Below are 17,101 nucleotides of genomic sequence, written 5' to 3' on the forward strand. Positions count from 1 at the left end.
GGTGCCAGGCGTTGGGAAGCCAACCGAGTGAGACCAGAGATGATACAAGAGGAGCGTCTCAGGTTCGACCCGAGTGAAAGGCCAGGCACCCTTGAGGGTGCACAAACGCCCTACTTCGTGGCCTTCTTGCCGTTCTTCTTGCCAACACCCACGGTTTGTTGCATCCGACTGACATACCCTTGATGGCTGAATTGACACGCTCGCATCGAATCCAGATAGGGCTCATACCCATCACCAATCCAATCCACGATGTTGAAAATCTTCAGTGACGCATAGGAACTTTCTTGCAACAACTCGTTCCAGCATTTTTGGGCCACCGCTTTTTCGCCATCGCGATACAAGATCCACGCCGCCATGATGCGGACATGATGCGAGGAATCCTCGAGAGCGGCATGAATGATCTTGGGATCCAGCGGGGTTTCTCCCTGCAAATGGAAACATCCGACAATGGCCCAATAGCGCAGGCCCGCATCGGCAGCATTCAGATTGTTGTAAAAGATCGACAAATTGTCGGGATCTTGTGCGAGAGCCTGTGCCGCTGCTTGCTGGTACGCTTTCAGGTCGTAGAGTGCCGGATCCCGAACCATTTCATAGATGGTCTTTCCACACGCTTCCGATCGTTTGGCGACTTCACTTTCGGGCAGCAATCCCGCATCACAAATATTGAGCTGCCACTGATCGAGTTCCTTGCGCAGCGTCGCAACTTGTTTCGTATAACCCGGATCCTTGATCAAGTTGTTCACATTGTCGGGGTCGACCGAGGTGTCGTAAAGCTCTTCCATCGGTTTGGTTTGGAAGAAGCGGCCAGTGATCGCGTTGGTTTTTCCTTCCAAGTGGTGCTGTTCCCACGCTTGGGTCGCCTTCATCTTCCAAAGGTAATCAAGATGTTGGCCCCACGGCGCATACGGCATGTAGTTGCGAATGTACAAGAAACGCTTGTCACGAATCGCGCGAACATTGTCACAGCGCTCGTCCATTCGGCCCCGGAAACTAATGTGATAATCACGCGTTTCTTTGTCGGGCCCGAGAAAAACCTTGCCTTGCAGGTATTCGGGCGTCTCGGCCCCGCAAAGGTTTAGCCATGTCTTGGGCATGTCGACAAAACTGACCAAATCATCGATCTTGCTGCCGGGCTCCGCAGGACGCAGATGCTTGAACTTTTCAGGGATACGGATAATCAATGGGCAATGCGTCCCGCTGTTGAACAGGAACCGCTTGCTGCGTGGCATCACACCACCATGATCCGAGTTGTGAATCACGATCGTGTTCTCGGCCATGCCGCTCGCTTCCAACTTTGCCAACGCATCGCCAATCTCGGCATCCATGGCCTTCATCTTGTCATGGTAAAGCGCGTAGTTTTTACGGATGTCGTCGATGTCAGGATGGTACTTCGCCAGCTGCACGTCGTCGGGGCTGTGCGTCGTATGGTCGACGTCTCCAAACGCTTGGGACTCGTGCGACTTGGTGCTATTGATCACCATGAAGAAGGGCTGCTGCTGCTTCAGTTCTGCCCAATCCACCTTCATCGTGTCCCAAGCACTGTCATCCTCGCGACCACCGATGTTGTAGTCGGTCTTTTTGGCGTTGCCGACATAGTAGCCCGCATCCTTTAGCAGGTCGGGATAATAGCGAATCGTCTCGTGGGGAATCGGATAGCGGCTGCGCATCGGATGGGTTCCCATCGAGATTGCATGCACACCGGTGATCCAGGTACTTCGCTGTGGCGCACAAACGGGCGCATTCGAGTAACAGTGCATGTACTGGAAGCCCTCGCTCGCCAAGTGGTCGATGTTGGGGGTTTCCGCGTACGGATTTCCATAACAGCCGACCCAATTGACGTTGTTGTCTTCGCAAGTGAGCCAGAGAATATTCGGGCGATCAGCAGCCGTGGCAGAGGAAACCAGCGCAATGCCCATGGCGAGCAGTGACAGCGGAAGAAGTGATCTCATCGGGAGTTTTGTCCTCAGAAAGGGAGGGAGGAAAGTGGCCCCCTATTCTACAAGCATTCTTCTCGCCGGGGTGGTGGACACCGAATTTCCGTGACTTGAGTGTTGAGACAAGTCACCGAAAGGGCTTCCTGCCGCCGCCTACTTCTTAACGAGCGACCAATCTCGTCGTTGGCGGCTGCTGGGGATCCCCATTCGCTTGCGGTACTTGGTGACCGTTCGCCGTGCAACGTTCATCCCTGCCTTCTTCAGTTCATCCACCAACAGCTCGTCGCTATATGGATCACTTTTGTCTTCCTTGTCGATCAATTCTTGCAGCTTCAAGCGAATCGTATCCCAAGCCACATCGTCACCATCTTCGGTTTGCGTGCCTCCGACAAAGAAACGTTTTAACGGTAAGATGCCTCGCGGCGTTTGAATCCATTTGTCGTCAACCGCCCGGCTGACCGTCGTCACATGGACGCCAACTTTGTCTGCAATCTGCTGCATCTTCAACGGCTCGATCGCCTCGGGGCCTTCGTCAAGAAAACGTTTTTGATGTTCAACGATTGCTTCGGCCACTTTCGTCAACGTGCTACGTCGCTGCTCGATGGAATCGATCAACCACTGTGCACTACTGATTTTCTGCTTGATAAACTCTCGCTCTTCAGCCGTCGCCTTGGGATCCTGCAATCGGCTGCGATAGTAGTCGCTGATGTAAAGGGTTGGAACGCGGTCGTCATCCAGACGAACTTTGTATTCCCCTTCTTCGTCCTGCTCCAAAATGATGTCGGGCGTCACGTTGGGAACGTAGGTTTCCATGAACGCCGCGCCCGGCTTGGGGTTCAGCGTGTGGAGTTCTTCTCGCAAAACTTGAATTTGTTCAATCGTGAAGCCGGTCTTCTTCGCAATTTGGGGCAACCGATTCTCGGCCAAGTCGATCAAATGCGATTGGATCAACGTCACCATCTCGTCGTGAAAGGGCGCCGTCGGAGACAGTTGGTTCAGCAAGCACTCGCTCAAGTCCCGCGCGGCGATCCCCGTGGGCTCGAGCGACTGGACGATCACGAGTGCTTTTTCGGCCAATTTGAGGTCTTCGTCGGTATGCCCAGCCGGCAACAAATCCGACAGCGGCGTTCGCAGGTAACCACCATCGCGCGCGTCCAACGTGCTGATGATTCGCTCGGCGATCTTCTCGACGCGATCATCAATGTCCAACTCGGCAAGCTGGTGCAACAGAAAATCGTTCAACGATTCAGGACGCGATTGAGCGTTGGCCATCAAATCGTGACGGCGATCGGAATCGTCCTGCACTCGGTTGGCGGAACGACGAAACGAGTCATCAATCGTGCTCGGCAGATCATTGACCATGTTCTGCAGTCGTTCGAAATCTTCTTGGTTGTCGTGATCGTTGTCGACCACCAACTCCTTTTCGTTCTCACTCCGCGTGTCGGCCGAAGGGGGATCGTCGTCCGGATGGTCCGGCTCCGAGGGATCAACGTCTTGCTGCTCGAGCAGTGGATTTTCGTTCATCTCCTGCTCGATCCGCTCTTGGAGGGCAAGCATCGGAAGCTGCAAAATCTCCATCGACTGGATCATCCGTGGAGCCAGTTTTTGGACCTGCATTTGCCGGGCCTGAAGGCCCATCGACATCCGCATCGCTGCATTCTCAACAAAAAGAGTAACGTGATCGCCGCCGCTCTTCCCGCTTCCTGGGACTACGGCTCCGGTGAACTTTCATCTTACAGCACGATTCGTGCCAGAGCACAAAGAATTATAGCTTTTGTCGTCCAATCAGGGCATCGGCAATCATTTCGCGATTTGCATATTCCAGGACACTCCCCGCAGTGATGCCTCGCGCAAGCCGTGTAATCGGCACCGGAAACTCGCTGAGCAGGTTAGAAATGTACAGCGAAGTACCATCCCCTTCGACCGTTGGGTTGGTCGCCATGATCACTTCGACAAACGCCCCTTGGCGGACCCGCTCGACCAGTGCATCGATCGTCAATTGATCGGGCCCGATTCCATCGAGTGGAGCAATTCGCCCCAACAGGACATGATAAAGTCCCTTGAACGCACTCGATTGTTCAAGACTCATCAGATCACGCGGTTGTTCCACCACACACAACCGTGTGGTGTCGCGGCCGGGATCTGAGCAGATCGCACAGCGATTCGTTTCCGCCAGATTGAAGCAATCGGCGCAGTACCGTACATCGGTCCGCACCCGGCGAATGGAATCGGCCAAGGCCAACGCCTCTTGTTCACTCACTCGCAGCAGATGGAACGCCAAACGCTCAGCACTTTTGCGGCCAATTCCCGGCAAGCGGCCAAGTTGATCCACCAAATCTGCGACGGCGCCGGCATGATTGCCACCACCAGCATTGCTACCAACATCCTTGCTCATCAATCGAATCAACCACCAGTGAAGTGAGTCAGAATGTTATCTAAACCGGGGATATGCAGGTCCATCTCGTTCACCATTTGGCTAATCGCATCCGCATACATTTGCTTTGCTGACGCCCCAGCTGCGTTGGTCGCTTCCAAAACGGGAGCTTCCGCGTCAGATCCCGACAACTGGCCGCCAATTTGGATCGATTGCACTTCCCCCACCCCGTTCATCACCACCGAGACGTCGCCACATGATGAGGACCCGCTGACCGTTTCACTCTTCATCCGCTCGTTCAGCTCTTTCATTTTCCCCGGCAAGTGCTGCAGCGACCCCATCATCGATGCGATGTTGCCTAAGTTTCCGAGTCCTTTGAACATGAATTGACCTTGGATGCTATCAAGAAGGGGCTGAAACAGGGAGTTGACGACCAGATTGTATACCGGCAGACCAGGCTTGCCGCAACTAATGCGGTTTTCCGCTCGCTGCGCGGATCATGGCTTGCCAAGATCAAACGGCCCTCGATTCGAGTTGGCACGTTATCTGTCGCGGTTTCTCGATCTTTATCTCTATCGCGGTTTCTCGATCTTGACGATCTCCGCATCGAAGACTTCAAGGCACGACTTGACGAGTGGATGGTTCTCAATTTCTTTCATCCGCTGCATTCGCGACCGGCCTGGCGAAGCCGAAGCCACGGGGGCAACCGCCACCGTTTTCGGCGGATCAAGAACCAATTCCAAGGTGATTTCGCGCCCCGCCAACTTCGAAATCGCTTCGGTGAGCGCGTTTTTGTGATTCGCGTGTTCGCAGCGAGAATACGCCAGCTTCGATTCCCCCGGAAAGAACAAACGCAATCGATTTCCCTCGGCGACCACGCGATCGACCGCATGTGCGAGCGTCTCGGTCATCGGCTCAACCAGGTCGATAGCCGCTGTCCAAAACTGCGCTGCGTTTTGCGGGTTCCAGGACAGGCCTGAGAGCGATGGGCTCCCGTTTGAATCCGCTTCTGCATCCGCTTCGCCGGACGGCGTTTGCGAACGCGCCGGTGCAGGCGACGTTTCCGCTGCACTCGGCTCCGCTGCAACGGGACGATCCACCCGGAGCGTTGGCGCGACGGAGGAATCTAGCTGCAAACCCGACAAAGGGGGGGCCGATGAGGGCGAGATCGCCGCAGCCAATACAGGCTCAGGGATCGGTTGAGTAGCCCGATCGAAGTGCGGCGAGTTTAGTTCACTGTTTTTTTTTTCCTGCACCGTTGGCGGCGGACTCACCCGAGCCGGGGAAGGCGAACTGGCCGTCACCGAATCGGCAGCGGCTGCCAAATTGACGATTTGCTGCAAATCGGGCAGATGACAAATTTGGATCGCGGTCGCCTCCAACAGCACTCGCGAATACACGCTGTGGCGGATCCGCACCAGGGTTTGGTCCAACAAACCAACGACCGCCAAAACCGTTTGCAAGCCCCATCGCTGGCCCAACGCATGCAGTTCGTCGAACAGCGCAACCGACGTGTGGCGCATCAACGTTGCCTCGCATCCGACGGTGACGGCCATCAGGTCTCGAAAATAGGCCAACAATTGCTCGGCCAACCGCCCCGCGTCGACCCCCGCATCGATGCCGGCATCCATTTGCCGGATCACCTCCGCCGCATCACGCTGGGCCATCGCTTTGGCTAACGCGTGTAGCCGCTCGTCGTCGGCGGTCCCTAACATCGCGTGGACCTGCTCGACCGTTAATTTGCCGTTACTGAAGCTGAGCACCTGCTCCAACAGCGATTGGCTATCCCGCATCGACCCCGACGCGCGCCGTGCGATCAGTTCCAGCGCATCCGCATCCGCTTCGGCGGATTCCTTCTCGACGATGTCACGAAGCCGCTCGACAATCTTGGGAACTTCCACCGGAGCGAAGTCAAATCGCTGGCATCGGCTCAGAACCGTAATCGGCATTTTTTCCGGATCGGTCGTGCAGAAAATGAATTTCACGTGCTCGGGCGGCTCTTCGAGCGTCTTCAACAACGCATTGAACGCCGCGCCGGTCAGCATGTGGACTTCGTCGATGATGTAGATCTTGTAGCGAGAACGACTCGGCCGCACGCTGACGTTGGCCCGCAACGAGCGGATTTCATCAATCCCTCGGTTGCTCGCACCATCGATTTCGATCACGTCGACGTCTTCACCCGAATCGATCGCCTGCGCAACATCCGACTCGTTGTCCGGTGATGCGGTTGGCCCCGACGGATCGTTGAGCGCCTTGGCAAAGATCCGCGCCGTGCTGGTTTTACCGACCCCACGAGCACCAGTGAACAAATACGCATGTCCTACGCGATTGGTTTCAATCGCGTTCTTGAGCGCTCGGCCCACGTGGTCTTGCCCGACCAACTCATTGAACCCACGTGGACGGTAGCGACGTGCGACAACAACGTAGGAGTTTTTCTTGGCGTCCTGGGGGCCGATAGACTCAGACATACAGTGGGCGCAAAGGTCAGAGCGAAGAAGAAATAGGGGCGGAATCACCCTCAAGATGTTTCCTTCTTGCTTGGGGGAGGCGACCCTCGCACAGAGCTACACCGCTTATGGCTGCTCCAGTTAAGGCCTGACCAGGTTCACGATTCACAATCGCAAGGGTCACCACCCTCAAGCAAGACGTTCGTCGGTATTCTGACAGAAACCGATGGCGATTGGAACCCTCACGTCACGGGCAACTTTGCCCCGAGCAGCATTGCGGGAACAATCAATGCGAAAACCGCCAACCCAAAGTACGGGCCGGCCGCCAACAGGGCCACGGCCGCCGACAGCGGAATGATGGTCAAAATGCCGCTCCGGATCGTCATTTGAATTCGCTGCGGATTTGGCTTTTGGATACAGCGGTACCCGCGAAGCGCCACCGGGTAGACGATCATGCCAATCAAAAGAGGAAAATGCGTCCATGGCGACAAATACCACGTTACCGCCCGCGGCGCCGTTTGCGGGGCGAACGCCAACACACCTGCGCCGATCATGGTCACCACCAAACCCACCTTCAGGTTATGCGACCAATCGCTAACCGCCACATCACGAGCGGCCTCGTTTCGAGCCATTGTCGTAATCCCCATCACGTACAGGCCGAAACCTAAGGCAATGGCGACGACATACTTGTCGGTAAACGGATCGCCTGCAGCGGGCAAAATCAACGCCGGTGACGCCCCCAGCAGGAAACTCAGCATCCGGCACATCCCCATCGCGGCCGGCGCAAGGGGGGTCGCTTTTAGCGGGCCATCATAGGCCAGAATCATCCCCGCTAAAACGATCCCCAAAATTGCCGGCAACCAAGTCGGTGCGGTGTCGGTGGGGGAGACCATGCCGCTAAGGGTCGCCAGCAGGATTCCAGCAACCAGCAAGGTTGCGCCAACCCATTTCGCGAACTTGGGGCAAATATGGCCTGCCACCAGCGGTCGGGTAGGTCGTTGTTTTCGGTCGATTTCAAGGTCAAACACATCATTCAAGATCATCCCGGCCCAATAGAGCGAGATGCCGGCGAGCAGAACAACCGCCCAACGCGCCACCGGGTCCGCCCCTCGAGCGACAAGTAAGAAACCGGCACTGACGTCGGCAACAACCGTAAAGACATTGGGCAAGCGAACGAGTTGTGCCCAAGGGTAAGGTTTGCCGTGTTGACAAGATTCAGCCATCACGTGGACTTCGGTTTCTCTTTGCGGAAAACGGCGACAATGTCATCGACCGGCACGACAAATAGTTGGTTGTCATGTTCCAGATCGACCGGGATCGAGTTCTTGGGGTGAAACAGAATCTTATCGTATTGCCGCAGCGGCAACTCCTCGTCGTTTTCGACCACGGTGCTAATCGTAACGATTCGGCCCGTGATGGTCGGTATCTCGGCAGCATCCGGCAACGCGATCCCGCCGCGAGTCTCTCGCTTCGGTTCGTCTTTGCGCACCAAGACCCGATCACCAATCGGCTCCACATACTCGAAAGTTTGGCTCGAGCTCTTCTTCGCCATAGTTTTCCTGACTAGGTTTTTCGACGGACAGCGTTTCACGAGCCGCCATTTTCGTCGCTGCAGGCGGTTTCGTCGAGGGTAGCGAATCGAAACAGGCTACTTCGTTGGGACAAAACTCTTGGCATGAGCTTCGCGTTTGGCGATTTCCAGGTCGTGCAGGGTCATGATTCGGGCCAGCTCTTCCAGATCGGTGGATGCTTCCCAGCCGAGCGTGTGCTTCGCCTTGCTAGGATCGCCTAGCAACAAATCCACCTCTGCGGGACGGAAATACCGCGGATCGATTTCGACATAATCCTCGTAGTCGAGATCGAGCTCTGCGAAGACCAGCTTGGCGAAATCGCGAACCGTTTCGGTTCGCCCCGTCGCCAACACAAAATCATCGGGCTCGCTGTGCTGGAGAATGCGCCACATCCCTTCCACGTAATCCTTGGCGTATCCCCAATCACGCTTGGCATCCAAGTTCCCAAGGTAAAGCTTGTGTTGTAGCCCCACTTTGATCCGTCCAGCCGCTCGAGTGATCTTGCGAGTCACGAACGTTTCGCCCCGCCTTTCCGATTCATGGTTGAATAGGATCCCGTTGCTCGCAAACATGTCATAGCTGCGGCGGTAATTGACCGTTTGATGAAAAGCAAACACTTTCGCGCAGGCGTACGGTGATTGTGGATTGAACGGCGTCGTTTCGCATTGAGGCACCGCCAAAACGTCGCCATACATTTCGCTGCTGCTGGCTTGATAAACCCGAACCTGCTTTTTGGTGTTCAACAACCGAGCCGCTTCCAAGACATTCAATGCTCCGACCCCCACGGTTTGCAGCGTGTAAACCGGTTGGTCAAACGAAACCCGAACGTGGCTTTGAGCCCCCAGATTGTAAACTTCATCCGGTTCAATCTCTAACACCAAATTGGTCAACGCTTGGCCATCGGTTAAATCACCGTAGTGAAGCAAAAGCTGAGGGTGCTCATGGACGTCCTGATAGATATGCTCGATGCGTTGAGTGGAGAACGTACTGCTACGTCGAACCAAACCATGGACTTGATAGCCCTTCTCCAACAACAACTCGGCAAGGTAGCTGCCGTCTTGACCTGTGATTCCGGTGATCAGAGCGGTTTTGGACATGAGAATCTGCTGTTGATTTTTCGGTAGAAAAGGGAAAGCAAGATAAAAGGAATAAACGATCAGACCGACCGAAGTTGGCCAGAGCGTTGCTCACTCAAAAAGTGTTCGTAGGTCATTCGCAGCCCATCGGCCAATGGCACTCGGTGGTTCCAACCGAGCGAGTGCAGCAACGACATGTCGGTGCATTTGATCGGTGTGCCGTCAGGACGTGACGGATCGGTGACGATACGACCGGTGTAGCCAACCGTTTCGGCGACCAGCGAAGCCAACGCCAAAATCGGCAGATCCACGCCAGTCCCGACGTTAACCCAATCGGGCGGTTGATCTTGTTTGAGCAAGAACGCGATCGCATCGGCCAAGTCATCCACATACAAAAACTCGCGCCTCGGTGTTCCGGTGCCCCAGATCCTCACCTCCGAGAAACCCTGCTGCTTCGCTTCATGGAATCGCCGAATCAACGCTGGTAACACATGACTGTGCTCGGGGTGATAGTTGTCACCCGGACCGTAAAGGTTGGTCGGCATCGCGCTATGAAACATCACTCCGAATTGACGCCGGTAATACTGACAGAGTTTTAATCCGCAGATCTTCGCCAACGCGTAAGCCTCGTTGGTCTTTTCCAGCGGCCCCGTCAACAGCGAATCTTCGCGGATCGGTTGAGGGCAATCGCGGGGGTAAATGCAAGTGCTGCCGAGGAACAGGAATCGCTTGACGCCGGCGGCAAAGGCCCCATTGATCGCGGCGGTCGACATCAAAAGATTGTCCGACAAAAAATCAACCGGGTACGTATCATTGGCCAGCACGCCTCCCACGCGAGCGGCGGCAAAAACGACCGCATCCGGTTTTTCGTCGCGAAAGAATTCCTCGACTCTTGCCGGTCGAGTCAGATCCAACTGATCGCGACTCGCCGTGACAACCTCACACGATTCGGTCGCCAACCGACGACAAACCGCAGACCCGACCATTCCGCGATGGCCGGCAACGTAGATTTTTCCCGAAAGTGCACTCATGGACGGTGAAAATCATCCTTTGATAAGGGGGGAGCTCGCATCTCATCATGGTCAACGCTTGCCCAATCCATGCGACCGGTCCCGCCAAGATTTGCATGGTTTGTGATTCTGCGTCCGGATAATACGCATTTCCAGGTAAATTGCGCCGCGTTCGTACCAAAAACGTCCCGTCTTGCGAACCCCGAAACCGACTTTGCCGGCTGGGCAGGGAGAACGAGTTCACCCCATTTAGAGGGACCACCAAGCCCCGGTGATTTTCGGCGGATCGAATACCGATCCAAACAAGGACCGTGCGTGTTGCCATGGAAGGCGTACAGCAATCGAGCGGCAATTCTATTCTACCACGCCCGCCCAATTCATAGACGAGAACGGGATGCTCAAGGACGTTAAAAAATCGCTTATTCTCTGGCCATTGACCGCTTCGGCGATCGTGATGGGGCTTTCGTGGCTGGGCAGCCACAACGAATCCTTTATGGCACTGGTGGCTCGAACCCAACAATCGGTTGGGATCACCGTCGCCAATCCGTTGCAGTCCTACCCAAGAAACAACCGCGATTTTGTCGATCGGGATCCACGCCTGGTCGGTGTCGACAACATGGCGGTGATGCACCCACGAATCGCGCCACCGAAAAACCTCGTCGCGGCTGTCGAGCGAACCGAGCATGGGTCGCGGGCAATTCGCTTGCCGGGACGACTCGCACGTGAACTGGTGGACGCATCCAAAGTCCGCACAACCGTGCCCGCGCCGTTTCGTAATGAAGCTCACGAACTGGCAGGCCATGAATCGGCTGCGTCGGTGGTCTTGCCGCAACTGGAGCCGTCGTTGCCAACACAACGAACCCTCGACGCGACGTCAAGCACCGACTTCGCCAATGCGGACCCAATGTCGCTCAGCGCAGCGAATGACAATCGTCGACCCGACGAGGGGCACAAGAGCATTCTGCCCAAATCGATTTCCGTGCTCGCCAAGATCAAGACACCACATCTCGATGAGTCCCATCTCCATGATCGCGACTTGCTCTGCGACGACCCGAGCCCCCTTGCTGACGAACCCGCACCGACAAAGTCCTCGCTCGATCCCGGTCGAAAGACTCCACAATTCAGTCCCGCCGGCTGGCCCGTCACCCATCGTTTGGACCAGCAGCTGATCGAATTGCAGCAGATGGCGGAAAGCAAAATCAACGGACGGACGGCCGCGCAGACGGAGGATGACCAGGTTCCCTTCGCCCCCACTCCGATGCAACAGGTGAGCACTTGGACGAAGCAGGTTCGACAAACACTCGAACAACTCCGCATGTTGCCGCGTCTCGGACAAGTCGAAGCAGGTGGATTGATTGATCAACTAGACCAACGATTCAACGAAGGTCACGAAGCCGCCGAAGCGATGCAAGACCGCGAGGCTCAAATCCGTTGGCTACACGCTTGCTATGCCGTGGAACGCCGAGTGGCGATATGGAAACCCATCTGGCAACTCGCAACGATGCGAGATTCGCAAACGACTTTGGTCCGCGTGGATGCCGAATCGTTCGGCGATGTGAACCGTTTTGTTGATCAAGTTCGTCAGCTTCTTCCCGAAACGAACGATCTGGAGGGATGGAATCAATACTTGCTGCTCGACAAAATCGAACGGACTTCGCAGGGGCTCCCAGGCGAGGATCGTGCGTTGTTGGCCAAGCGATTTCTTTCGCGGTTGCGATGGCATGGCCTGCATCCCGAACACCGCGAATGGCTTGACAACGATGCGGTGGAACAACTCGCCGCCGCTGTTCGCCCTTGGACGCGGAGTGTGATTGACTATGCCAGCTTGCTCAATCAAATCGAGCATCAGGAATCAAATGAAATTGATACCGTGTCCGTCGAGATCGCAGAAGCCGTACAAACGCTCCAACACGCAGAAAGCCCCCAAGCGGTTGCTGTCGCATCGGCCATCGACACCTACTATCGCAATGCGAATATCCGAATTGCAATGAGTGAATCAATGCTTGGGCGGGTCTTGCCGAACGTGGAAGCCAAAACGGTTCCGCTCAGCACGCACATGCTTGGCAGCCGAGTCACCGGTGTCAGTCATGTCGAGAGCGATCTTCAAATTCACTTGAAGCCCTCACCAGATCGCTGGCAAATCGAACTCGAAACCTCCGGCAATGTCCGGACACGTTCAGTGGGGCTGAAGGGCCCCGTTGCCATTCGAACCGATGGCGAGTCTGGATTCGCAGCCTTCACGCCGATTGAGATCAGCGCAAATGGGGTACGCAAGGGAACATCATGGGTCGACGTCGAGGGTTCCAATCGACTGCGTGGGATTGAGAGTGACTACGACCGTTGGCCGTTACTCGGGCCTCTGGTTCGAAGCATCGCCACGTCAAGATACGAATCGCTGAAACCCCTTTCCAATCAATTGGCGAGCCAACGGATTCGCGAACAGGTCAGCACCGAAGTCGACGGACGCGTCGAGACGGAATTGGACCGAGCAACCGAGCAATTGTCCGAAGTCATGCTTGGGCCGCTCGGGGCACTTCGACTGGATCCATGCGTCGTCGACATGCAAACGACACCATCCAGGCTCTTGGCCCGCTATCGGCTGGCTGGCGATTGGCAATTGGGGGCTTTCACGCCTCGGCCGCGAGCGTTGCGAGATAGCTTGATGAGCATTCAAGTGCATCAATCGGTCATGAACAACATGCTTGAACAATTGGTGCCTCGTGATCAACCTCGACTGATCCGCGATATGGTTTTCGACTCGGCAATCCTGTTCAACCAAGACACAGCGACCTTGCCTGACGACATTCCGGATGACGTGATGATCCAATTCGCGAAAACACGTCCGATCACCGTCGAAATCGAAGACAACTGCATGTGGCTCACCCTTCGCATTGTCCGCATGACGCGTGGCGATCAAATCGATCTGCGACGATTTATCGTCCGCGGCGCCTACGTCCCCGAGGTCAATGGACTCAATGCAAAACTGGTTCGCGAGGGCCACCTCCAGATCAGCGGCCCTAGTTTGTCGATGCGGGAACGGTTGCCGATCCGCGCCATTTTCAACAAGGTCCTCTCGACCACGCACGGCTTCCCGTTGACCACCAAGGCTCTTCAATCGCACCCAGCAGCCCACAACCTTGTCATCAGCCAATTGGAACTGCGCGAGGGTTGGGTGGCGATGTCCGTCAGCGAATCCGATGGAGCGAGAATCGCAACGCGTCCTTAGAAGGCGACATCCAATTCGATTTCGCCCGACTGGGATGCACCAAGGAACTCTGGCAAACTTGGCAGCATGTTGGACGTCGATCGAATTTGGCTGCGGGTCATCCAGTGAACCTCCGACACCTCGGCCGGGTTTGCCACGGGCGTTTTGTCCTCCGCCAGCGATGCCAACCACCAAGCCAATGTGGTGCCCCAGGGGGTGACGCTGCGCCAACAAAGCCGAATCGGGGAGACGTCAATGGCCAATTCCTCCTGCATTTCGCGAACCAAAGCGAACTCTTCGGTTTCCCCTTTTTCGATCGTTCCGCCTGGCAAACACAATTTCCCAGGCGCCGGGACCGTTAACGAACGGCGGATCACCAGCAACTTCTGTTCGCGAAAAATCACTCCCACGACGCCGCGTTTATTCCGAAATCTTGGTTGTTGCCTGTTCATCGACTGCTTTTATCGAATGGATCCCTAGTGGACCGTCAGCATTAAATGTTAGGGTAGTGGATTTGGCCAGAAATCCGTAACTCAAATGTTCTTAGGGACTTCTGGCGAAGTCCACTACGTCCCAACTCGCAGTGTCAACCTTGACGGTCCACTACGACACAATCATCTTTGCCGCCCCTGTTTGGCCACCACGCCACTTTACTCGCCAACAACATAAACCCCTTGAATCCGATTGCCACCCCATTCGACTTTGATTTCTCCTCGGCACCGGCGAGCGAGGCCTTGCGAGTGATCGATCGCTTAGACGCCGCTGGCTTTACCGCTTACTTGGCAGGCGGTTGTGTCCGCGACGCGCTGCTCGGCAAAACACCCAAGGACTACGACGTGGCGACCGATGCGACGCCGGAAGCCATTTGCGAGGTGTTCGGTAAGCGACAAACGCTAGCGTTTGGGGCCAGCTTCGGAGTCATCGGCGTGTTGCCCCCACGATCACTCTCCAAAAATCGTGATCAACCGGTGGAACCCACCGAGGTGGCGACCTTCCGAAGTGACGGGGACTACAGCGACGGTCGACGACCCGATAGCGTTCATTTCGGCAGTGCCGAAGCGGACGCTCAGCGTCGCGACTTTACGATCAACGGACTGTTTTATGATCCCAAAAGGGGCCAAGTGATTGATTTCGTTTCGGGACAACGCGATTTGGATCGCCAAATCCTCCGCACCATCGGTGATCCGGGCCAGCGGTTTGCCGAGGACAAACTGCGCATGCTTCGCGCCGTACGCTTTACGACCACGCTCGGATTTCAAGTCGACCAGCGAACGGCGATGGCAATCTGCAAAAGCGCAGCGGAGATCGTTGTGGTCAGCGGCGAACGAGTTGGTGTCGAAATGCGGCGTACGATGGTCTCGCCCAATGTGCTCGAAGGTCTCAGCCACCTGTCGGCACTAGGGCTGTCACCCTATGTCCTGCCAGAACTCGACCAAGCTGACCAAGAGCAGCTCGCTCAATTGCTCGCAGAAAAGCGGACAAGAACGTTTGTTGAAACGCTGGCCTGCTTTCTGTTCTCGATTCAGCGCCACCAAGCGGGGCTACGCGAAATCACTCGGCGGTGGCGATTGTCAAACGAAGAGGTTCGCAAGGTGACTGCCGCGATCGAGCACGCTCCGGTCTTGGCGACGGCCAATACCCATCCCTGGTCCAAAGTTCAACCCAGCTTGGTCCACCGCGATGCCGCCACGATTGTGGCGGTCAGCCGAGTGTTGGCGCAATCCACAGGTGCCGATCCTGAGGGACTGCGTCTGGTGGAGCAGGCAATCACGTGGCCAACACAGAAACTGGATCCAACGCCCTTGATCTCCGGCGGAGACCTCGCCGATTTGGGGATCCCCTCAGGTCCCGAATACGCAAAGATTTTGCAGCAGGTCCGCGACATGCAACTCGATGGCCAGCTACAATCGCGGCAAGACGCAATCGATTGGATGACCGCCCACGATGCGTCGGACTGAACGACTTCCTGAATCCTAACGACTCTTCCCGAATCCTAACGACTCGAAAAGGCAGGCTTGGAATGGCGAATCGATTTCCCGCAGCTCTCACGTTGCCTTGCTGCTTGTGCTTCGCCCCCACCTTGCTGGTTGCCTCTGCTGCCTGCCGTACTTCGACCGCAGCCGATCCAACGGTTCGGCCCAATATTGTGTTGGTGATGGCAGATGATCAAGGTTGGGGGCAAACGGGTTATTACAACCACCCCATCCTCAAAACACCTCACTTGGATGCAATGGCAGCCGGTGGGCTGCGTTTCGATCGGTTCTATGCAGGAGCCCCGGTCTGTTCGCCGACGCGTGCCAGCGTGCTGACCGGCCGATCGAACGATCGCACCGGCGTCGAGAGTCACGGCTATGCGCTCCGCCGGCAAGAGACGACGTTGGCACAAATCTTGAAAAAGGCCGGCTATGTGACGGGGCATTTCGGAAAATGGCATCTCAACGGCCTGCGCGGACCAGGCGTTCCTATCCTGGATTCCGACTCGCACCATCCCGGCCACTTTGGATTCGATCATTGGTTGTCGGTCAGCAACTTTTTCGACAGGGATCCCTTGCTGAGTCGGCGAGGCAAGTTCGAAGAGTTCCAAGGAGATTCATCGGAGATCGTTGTGAGCGAAGCACTGGAATTTATCGACCGGCAATCAAGCTCGCGTCAACCCTTCTTCGCTGTCATTTGGTACGGCACGCCCCACCAACCCTGGCGGGCCAGTGACGCGGATTGCGAACCGTTTGAATCGCTGAACGCGGCCTCGCAACAACACCATGGCGAATTGGTGGCGATGGACCGTAGCATCGGGATGCTGCGGCAGGGACTTCGAGAATCGAAGATCGCCGAAAAGACGCTGGTGTGGTACTGCAGCGACAATGGGGGACTGCCGAAAATCCAACCGGATACCACCGCGGGACTGCGAGGCCACAAAGGGACCCTCTTTGAGGGCGGACTACGCGTTCCTGCGATCATCGAATGGCCCCAGCACGTAAAACGTCGCGTGACCAACTACCCCGCCTGTACGATGGATATTCTGCCGACACTCCTCGATCTGCTTCAGATCGATCCGCCGCAGCCCTCCCGTTCAATCGACGGCGTCAGCCTGAAACCCTTGTTCACCCAGAACCTCGAGCGTCGTGAAAAGCCGATTCCTTTCCGTCACCTTGGACGCGCTGCGTGGATCGACAATCAATACAAACTGCTCACTCAAGACATCGGCGAGGGAACGTTCTCGTTGTATGATCTGCAGTCGGATTCCGGTGAGACACACGACATCGCTGCGGACCAACCCGAGCTTGCAGCGAAGTTGCAGGCCGAATTGATCGCCTGGAGTGAGTCGGTCGACAACAGTGTCGCCGGACTCGACTACCCGGAGCGAAGCGTTGACCCCAGCGAACCTCAGCCACGGTTTTGGAGAGAAGTGGATGGGTACAAGACGTTCTTCCCGGAGTGGAAAAACCGCTGGGAATACAAATCACAATTGCAACCGTAGGACCGT

Annotated in this window: 13 protein-coding genes and 1 other RNA gene; 3 read left to right on the forward strand and 11 right to left on the reverse strand. The window is 56.1% G+C overall.

The window, feature by feature from the left end:
- Positions 1-110: 110 nt before the first annotated feature.
- From Poly41_RS15685 to Poly41_RS15730, 10 genes are all read right to left on the reverse strand, one after another.
- Positions 111-1,949 (reverse strand): sulfatase family protein, encoded by a 1,839-nt coding sequence (locus Poly41_RS15685; protein ID WP_197231375.1) that lies wholly within the window; start codon positions 1,947-1,949, stop codon positions 111-113.
- 138 nt (positions 1,950-2,087) lie between these two features.
- On the reverse strand, positions 2,088-3,578 hold the full coding sequence (gene rpoN, locus Poly41_RS15690; RefSeq protein ID WP_456237822.1) for an RNA polymerase factor sigma-54: 1,491 nt from the start codon (positions 3,576-3,578) through the stop codon (positions 2,088-2,090).
- Positions 3,579-3,699: 121 nt separating this feature from the next.
- Positions 3,700-4,329: a recombination mediator RecR gene (gene recR, locus Poly41_RS15695; protein ID WP_146527478.1), complete on the reverse strand. Its 630-nt coding sequence runs from the start codon at positions 4,327-4,329 to the stop codon at positions 3,700-3,702.
- A gap of 8 nt (positions 4,330-4,337) precedes the next feature.
- A complete protein-coding gene (locus Poly41_RS15700) occupies positions 4,338-4,691 on the reverse strand; it encodes a YbaB/EbfC family nucleoid-associated protein (RefSeq protein WP_146527480.1) in 354 nt (117 codons plus the stop codon).
- A 189-nt stretch (positions 4,692-4,880) separates the two neighbouring features.
- Entirely contained in the window at positions 4,881-6,776 is a 1,896-nt protein-coding gene (gene dnaX, locus Poly41_RS15705) for a DNA polymerase III subunit gamma/tau (RefSeq protein WP_146527482.1), read from the reverse strand.
- A gap of 72 nt (positions 6,777-6,848) precedes the next feature.
- Positions 6,849-6,943: signal recognition particle sRNA small type (ffs, locus tag Poly41_RS15710), an RNA gene on the reverse strand.
- 54 nt (positions 6,944-6,997) lie between these two features.
- On the reverse strand, positions 6,998-7,978 hold the full coding sequence (locus tag Poly41_RS15715; RefSeq protein ID WP_146527484.1) for a UbiA family prenyltransferase: 981 nt from the start codon (positions 7,976-7,978) through the stop codon (positions 6,998-7,000).
- Positions 7,978-8,307, reverse strand: a complete 330-nt coding sequence (locus tag Poly41_RS15720) for a co-chaperone GroES (RefSeq protein WP_146527486.1) — start codon at positions 8,305-8,307, stop codon at positions 7,978-7,980. The genes Poly41_RS15715 and Poly41_RS15720 overlap by 1 nt, the downstream gene beginning before the upstream one ends.
- Positions 8,308-8,403: 96 nt before the next feature.
- On the reverse strand, positions 8,404-9,423 hold the full coding sequence (gene gmd, locus Poly41_RS15725) for a GDP-mannose 4,6-dehydratase (RefSeq protein ID WP_146527488.1): 1,020 nt from the start codon (positions 9,421-9,423) through the stop codon (positions 8,404-8,406).
- A gap of 59 nt (positions 9,424-9,482) precedes the next feature.
- Positions 9,483-10,433 (reverse strand): GDP-L-fucose synthase family protein, encoded by a 951-nt coding sequence (locus Poly41_RS15730; RefSeq protein WP_146527490.1) that lies wholly within the window; start codon positions 10,431-10,433, stop codon positions 9,483-9,485.
- A gap of 373 nt (positions 10,434-10,806) precedes the next feature.
- On the opposite strand from Poly41_RS15730, the gene Poly41_RS15735 reads away from it, so the two are divergent.
- Positions 10,807-13,638, forward strand: a complete 2,832-nt coding sequence (locus Poly41_RS15735) for a hypothetical protein (protein ID WP_146527492.1) — start codon at positions 10,807-10,809, stop codon at positions 13,636-13,638.
- On the opposite strand, the gene Poly41_RS15740 is transcribed toward Poly41_RS15735, so the two are convergent.
- Positions 13,635-14,069 carry an NUDIX hydrolase gene (locus Poly41_RS15740; protein ID WP_146527494.1) on the reverse strand — a complete coding sequence of 145 codons (435 nt, stop codon included), beginning with the start codon at positions 14,067-14,069 and terminating at the stop codon, positions 13,635-13,637. The genes Poly41_RS15735 and Poly41_RS15740 overlap by 4 nt on opposite strands.
- 222 nt (positions 14,070-14,291) lie before the next feature.
- On the opposite strand from Poly41_RS15740, the gene Poly41_RS15745 reads away from it, so the two are divergent.
- Complete coding sequence (locus Poly41_RS15745) at positions 14,292-15,575, forward strand: CCA tRNA nucleotidyltransferase (protein ID WP_231615687.1); 1,284 nt, start codon at positions 14,292-14,294, stop codon at positions 15,573-15,575.
- 62 nt (positions 15,576-15,637) lie between these two features.
- Positions 15,638-17,095, forward strand: coding sequence for a sulfatase-like hydrolase/transferase (locus Poly41_RS15750; protein ID WP_146527496.1), 1,458 nt, complete (start codon positions 15,638-15,640; stop codon positions 17,093-17,095).
- Positions 17,096-17,101: the final 6 nt, after the last annotated feature.

Source organism: Novipirellula artificiosorum (genome assembly GCF_007860135.1).
In the GTDB taxonomy this organism is placed as follows: domain Bacteria; phylum Planctomycetota; class Planctomycetia; order Pirellulales; family Pirellulaceae; genus Novipirellula_A; species Novipirellula_A artificiosorum.

What these genes read in the sequence shown, in the direction of transcription:
- Poly41_RS15685 (WP_197231375.1), bottom strand. Translation starts at nt 1,949, where the DNA reads ATGAGATCACTTCTTCCGCTGTCACTGCTCGCCATGGGCATTGCGCTG.
- rpoN (WP_456237822.1), bottom strand. Translation starts at nt 3,578, where the DNA reads ATGTCGATGGGCCTTCAGGCCCGGCAAATGCAGGTCCAAAAACTGGCT.
- recR (WP_146527478.1), bottom strand. Translation starts at nt 4,329, where the DNA reads ATGAGCAAGGATGTTGGTAGCAATGCTGGTGGTGGCAATCATGCCGGC.
- Poly41_RS15700 (WP_146527480.1), bottom strand. Translation starts at nt 4,691, where the DNA reads ATGTTCAAAGGACTCGGAAACTTAGGCAACATCGCATCGATGATGGGG.
- dnaX (WP_146527482.1), bottom strand. Translation starts at nt 6,776, where the DNA reads ATGTCTGAGTCTATCGGCCCCCAGGACGCCAAGAAAAACTCCTACGTT.
- Poly41_RS15715 (WP_146527484.1), bottom strand. Translation starts at nt 7,978, where the DNA reads ATGGCTGAATCTTGTCAACACGGCAAACCTTACCCTTGGGCACAACTC.
- Poly41_RS15720 (WP_146527486.1), bottom strand. Translation starts at nt 8,307, where the DNA reads ATGGCGAAGAAGAGCTCGAGCCAAACTTTCGAGTATGTGGAGCCGATT.
- gmd (WP_146527488.1), bottom strand. Translation starts at nt 9,423, where the DNA reads ATGTCCAAAACCGCTCTGATCACCGGAATCACAGGTCAAGACGGCAGC.
- Poly41_RS15730 (WP_146527490.1), bottom strand. Translation starts at nt 10,433, where the DNA reads ATGAGTGCACTTTCGGGAAAAATCTACGTTGCCGGCCATCGCGGAATG.
- Poly41_RS15735 (WP_146527492.1), top strand. Translation starts at nt 10,807, where the DNA reads ATGCTCAAGGACGTTAAAAAATCGCTTATTCTCTGGCCATTGACCGCT.
- Poly41_RS15740 (WP_146527494.1), bottom strand. Translation starts at nt 14,069, where the DNA reads ATGAACAGGCAACAACCAAGATTTCGGAATAAACGCGGCGTCGTGGGA.
- Poly41_RS15750 (WP_146527496.1), top strand. Translation starts at nt 15,638, where the DNA reads ATGGCGAATCGATTTCCCGCAGCTCTCACGTTGCCTTGCTGCTTGTGC.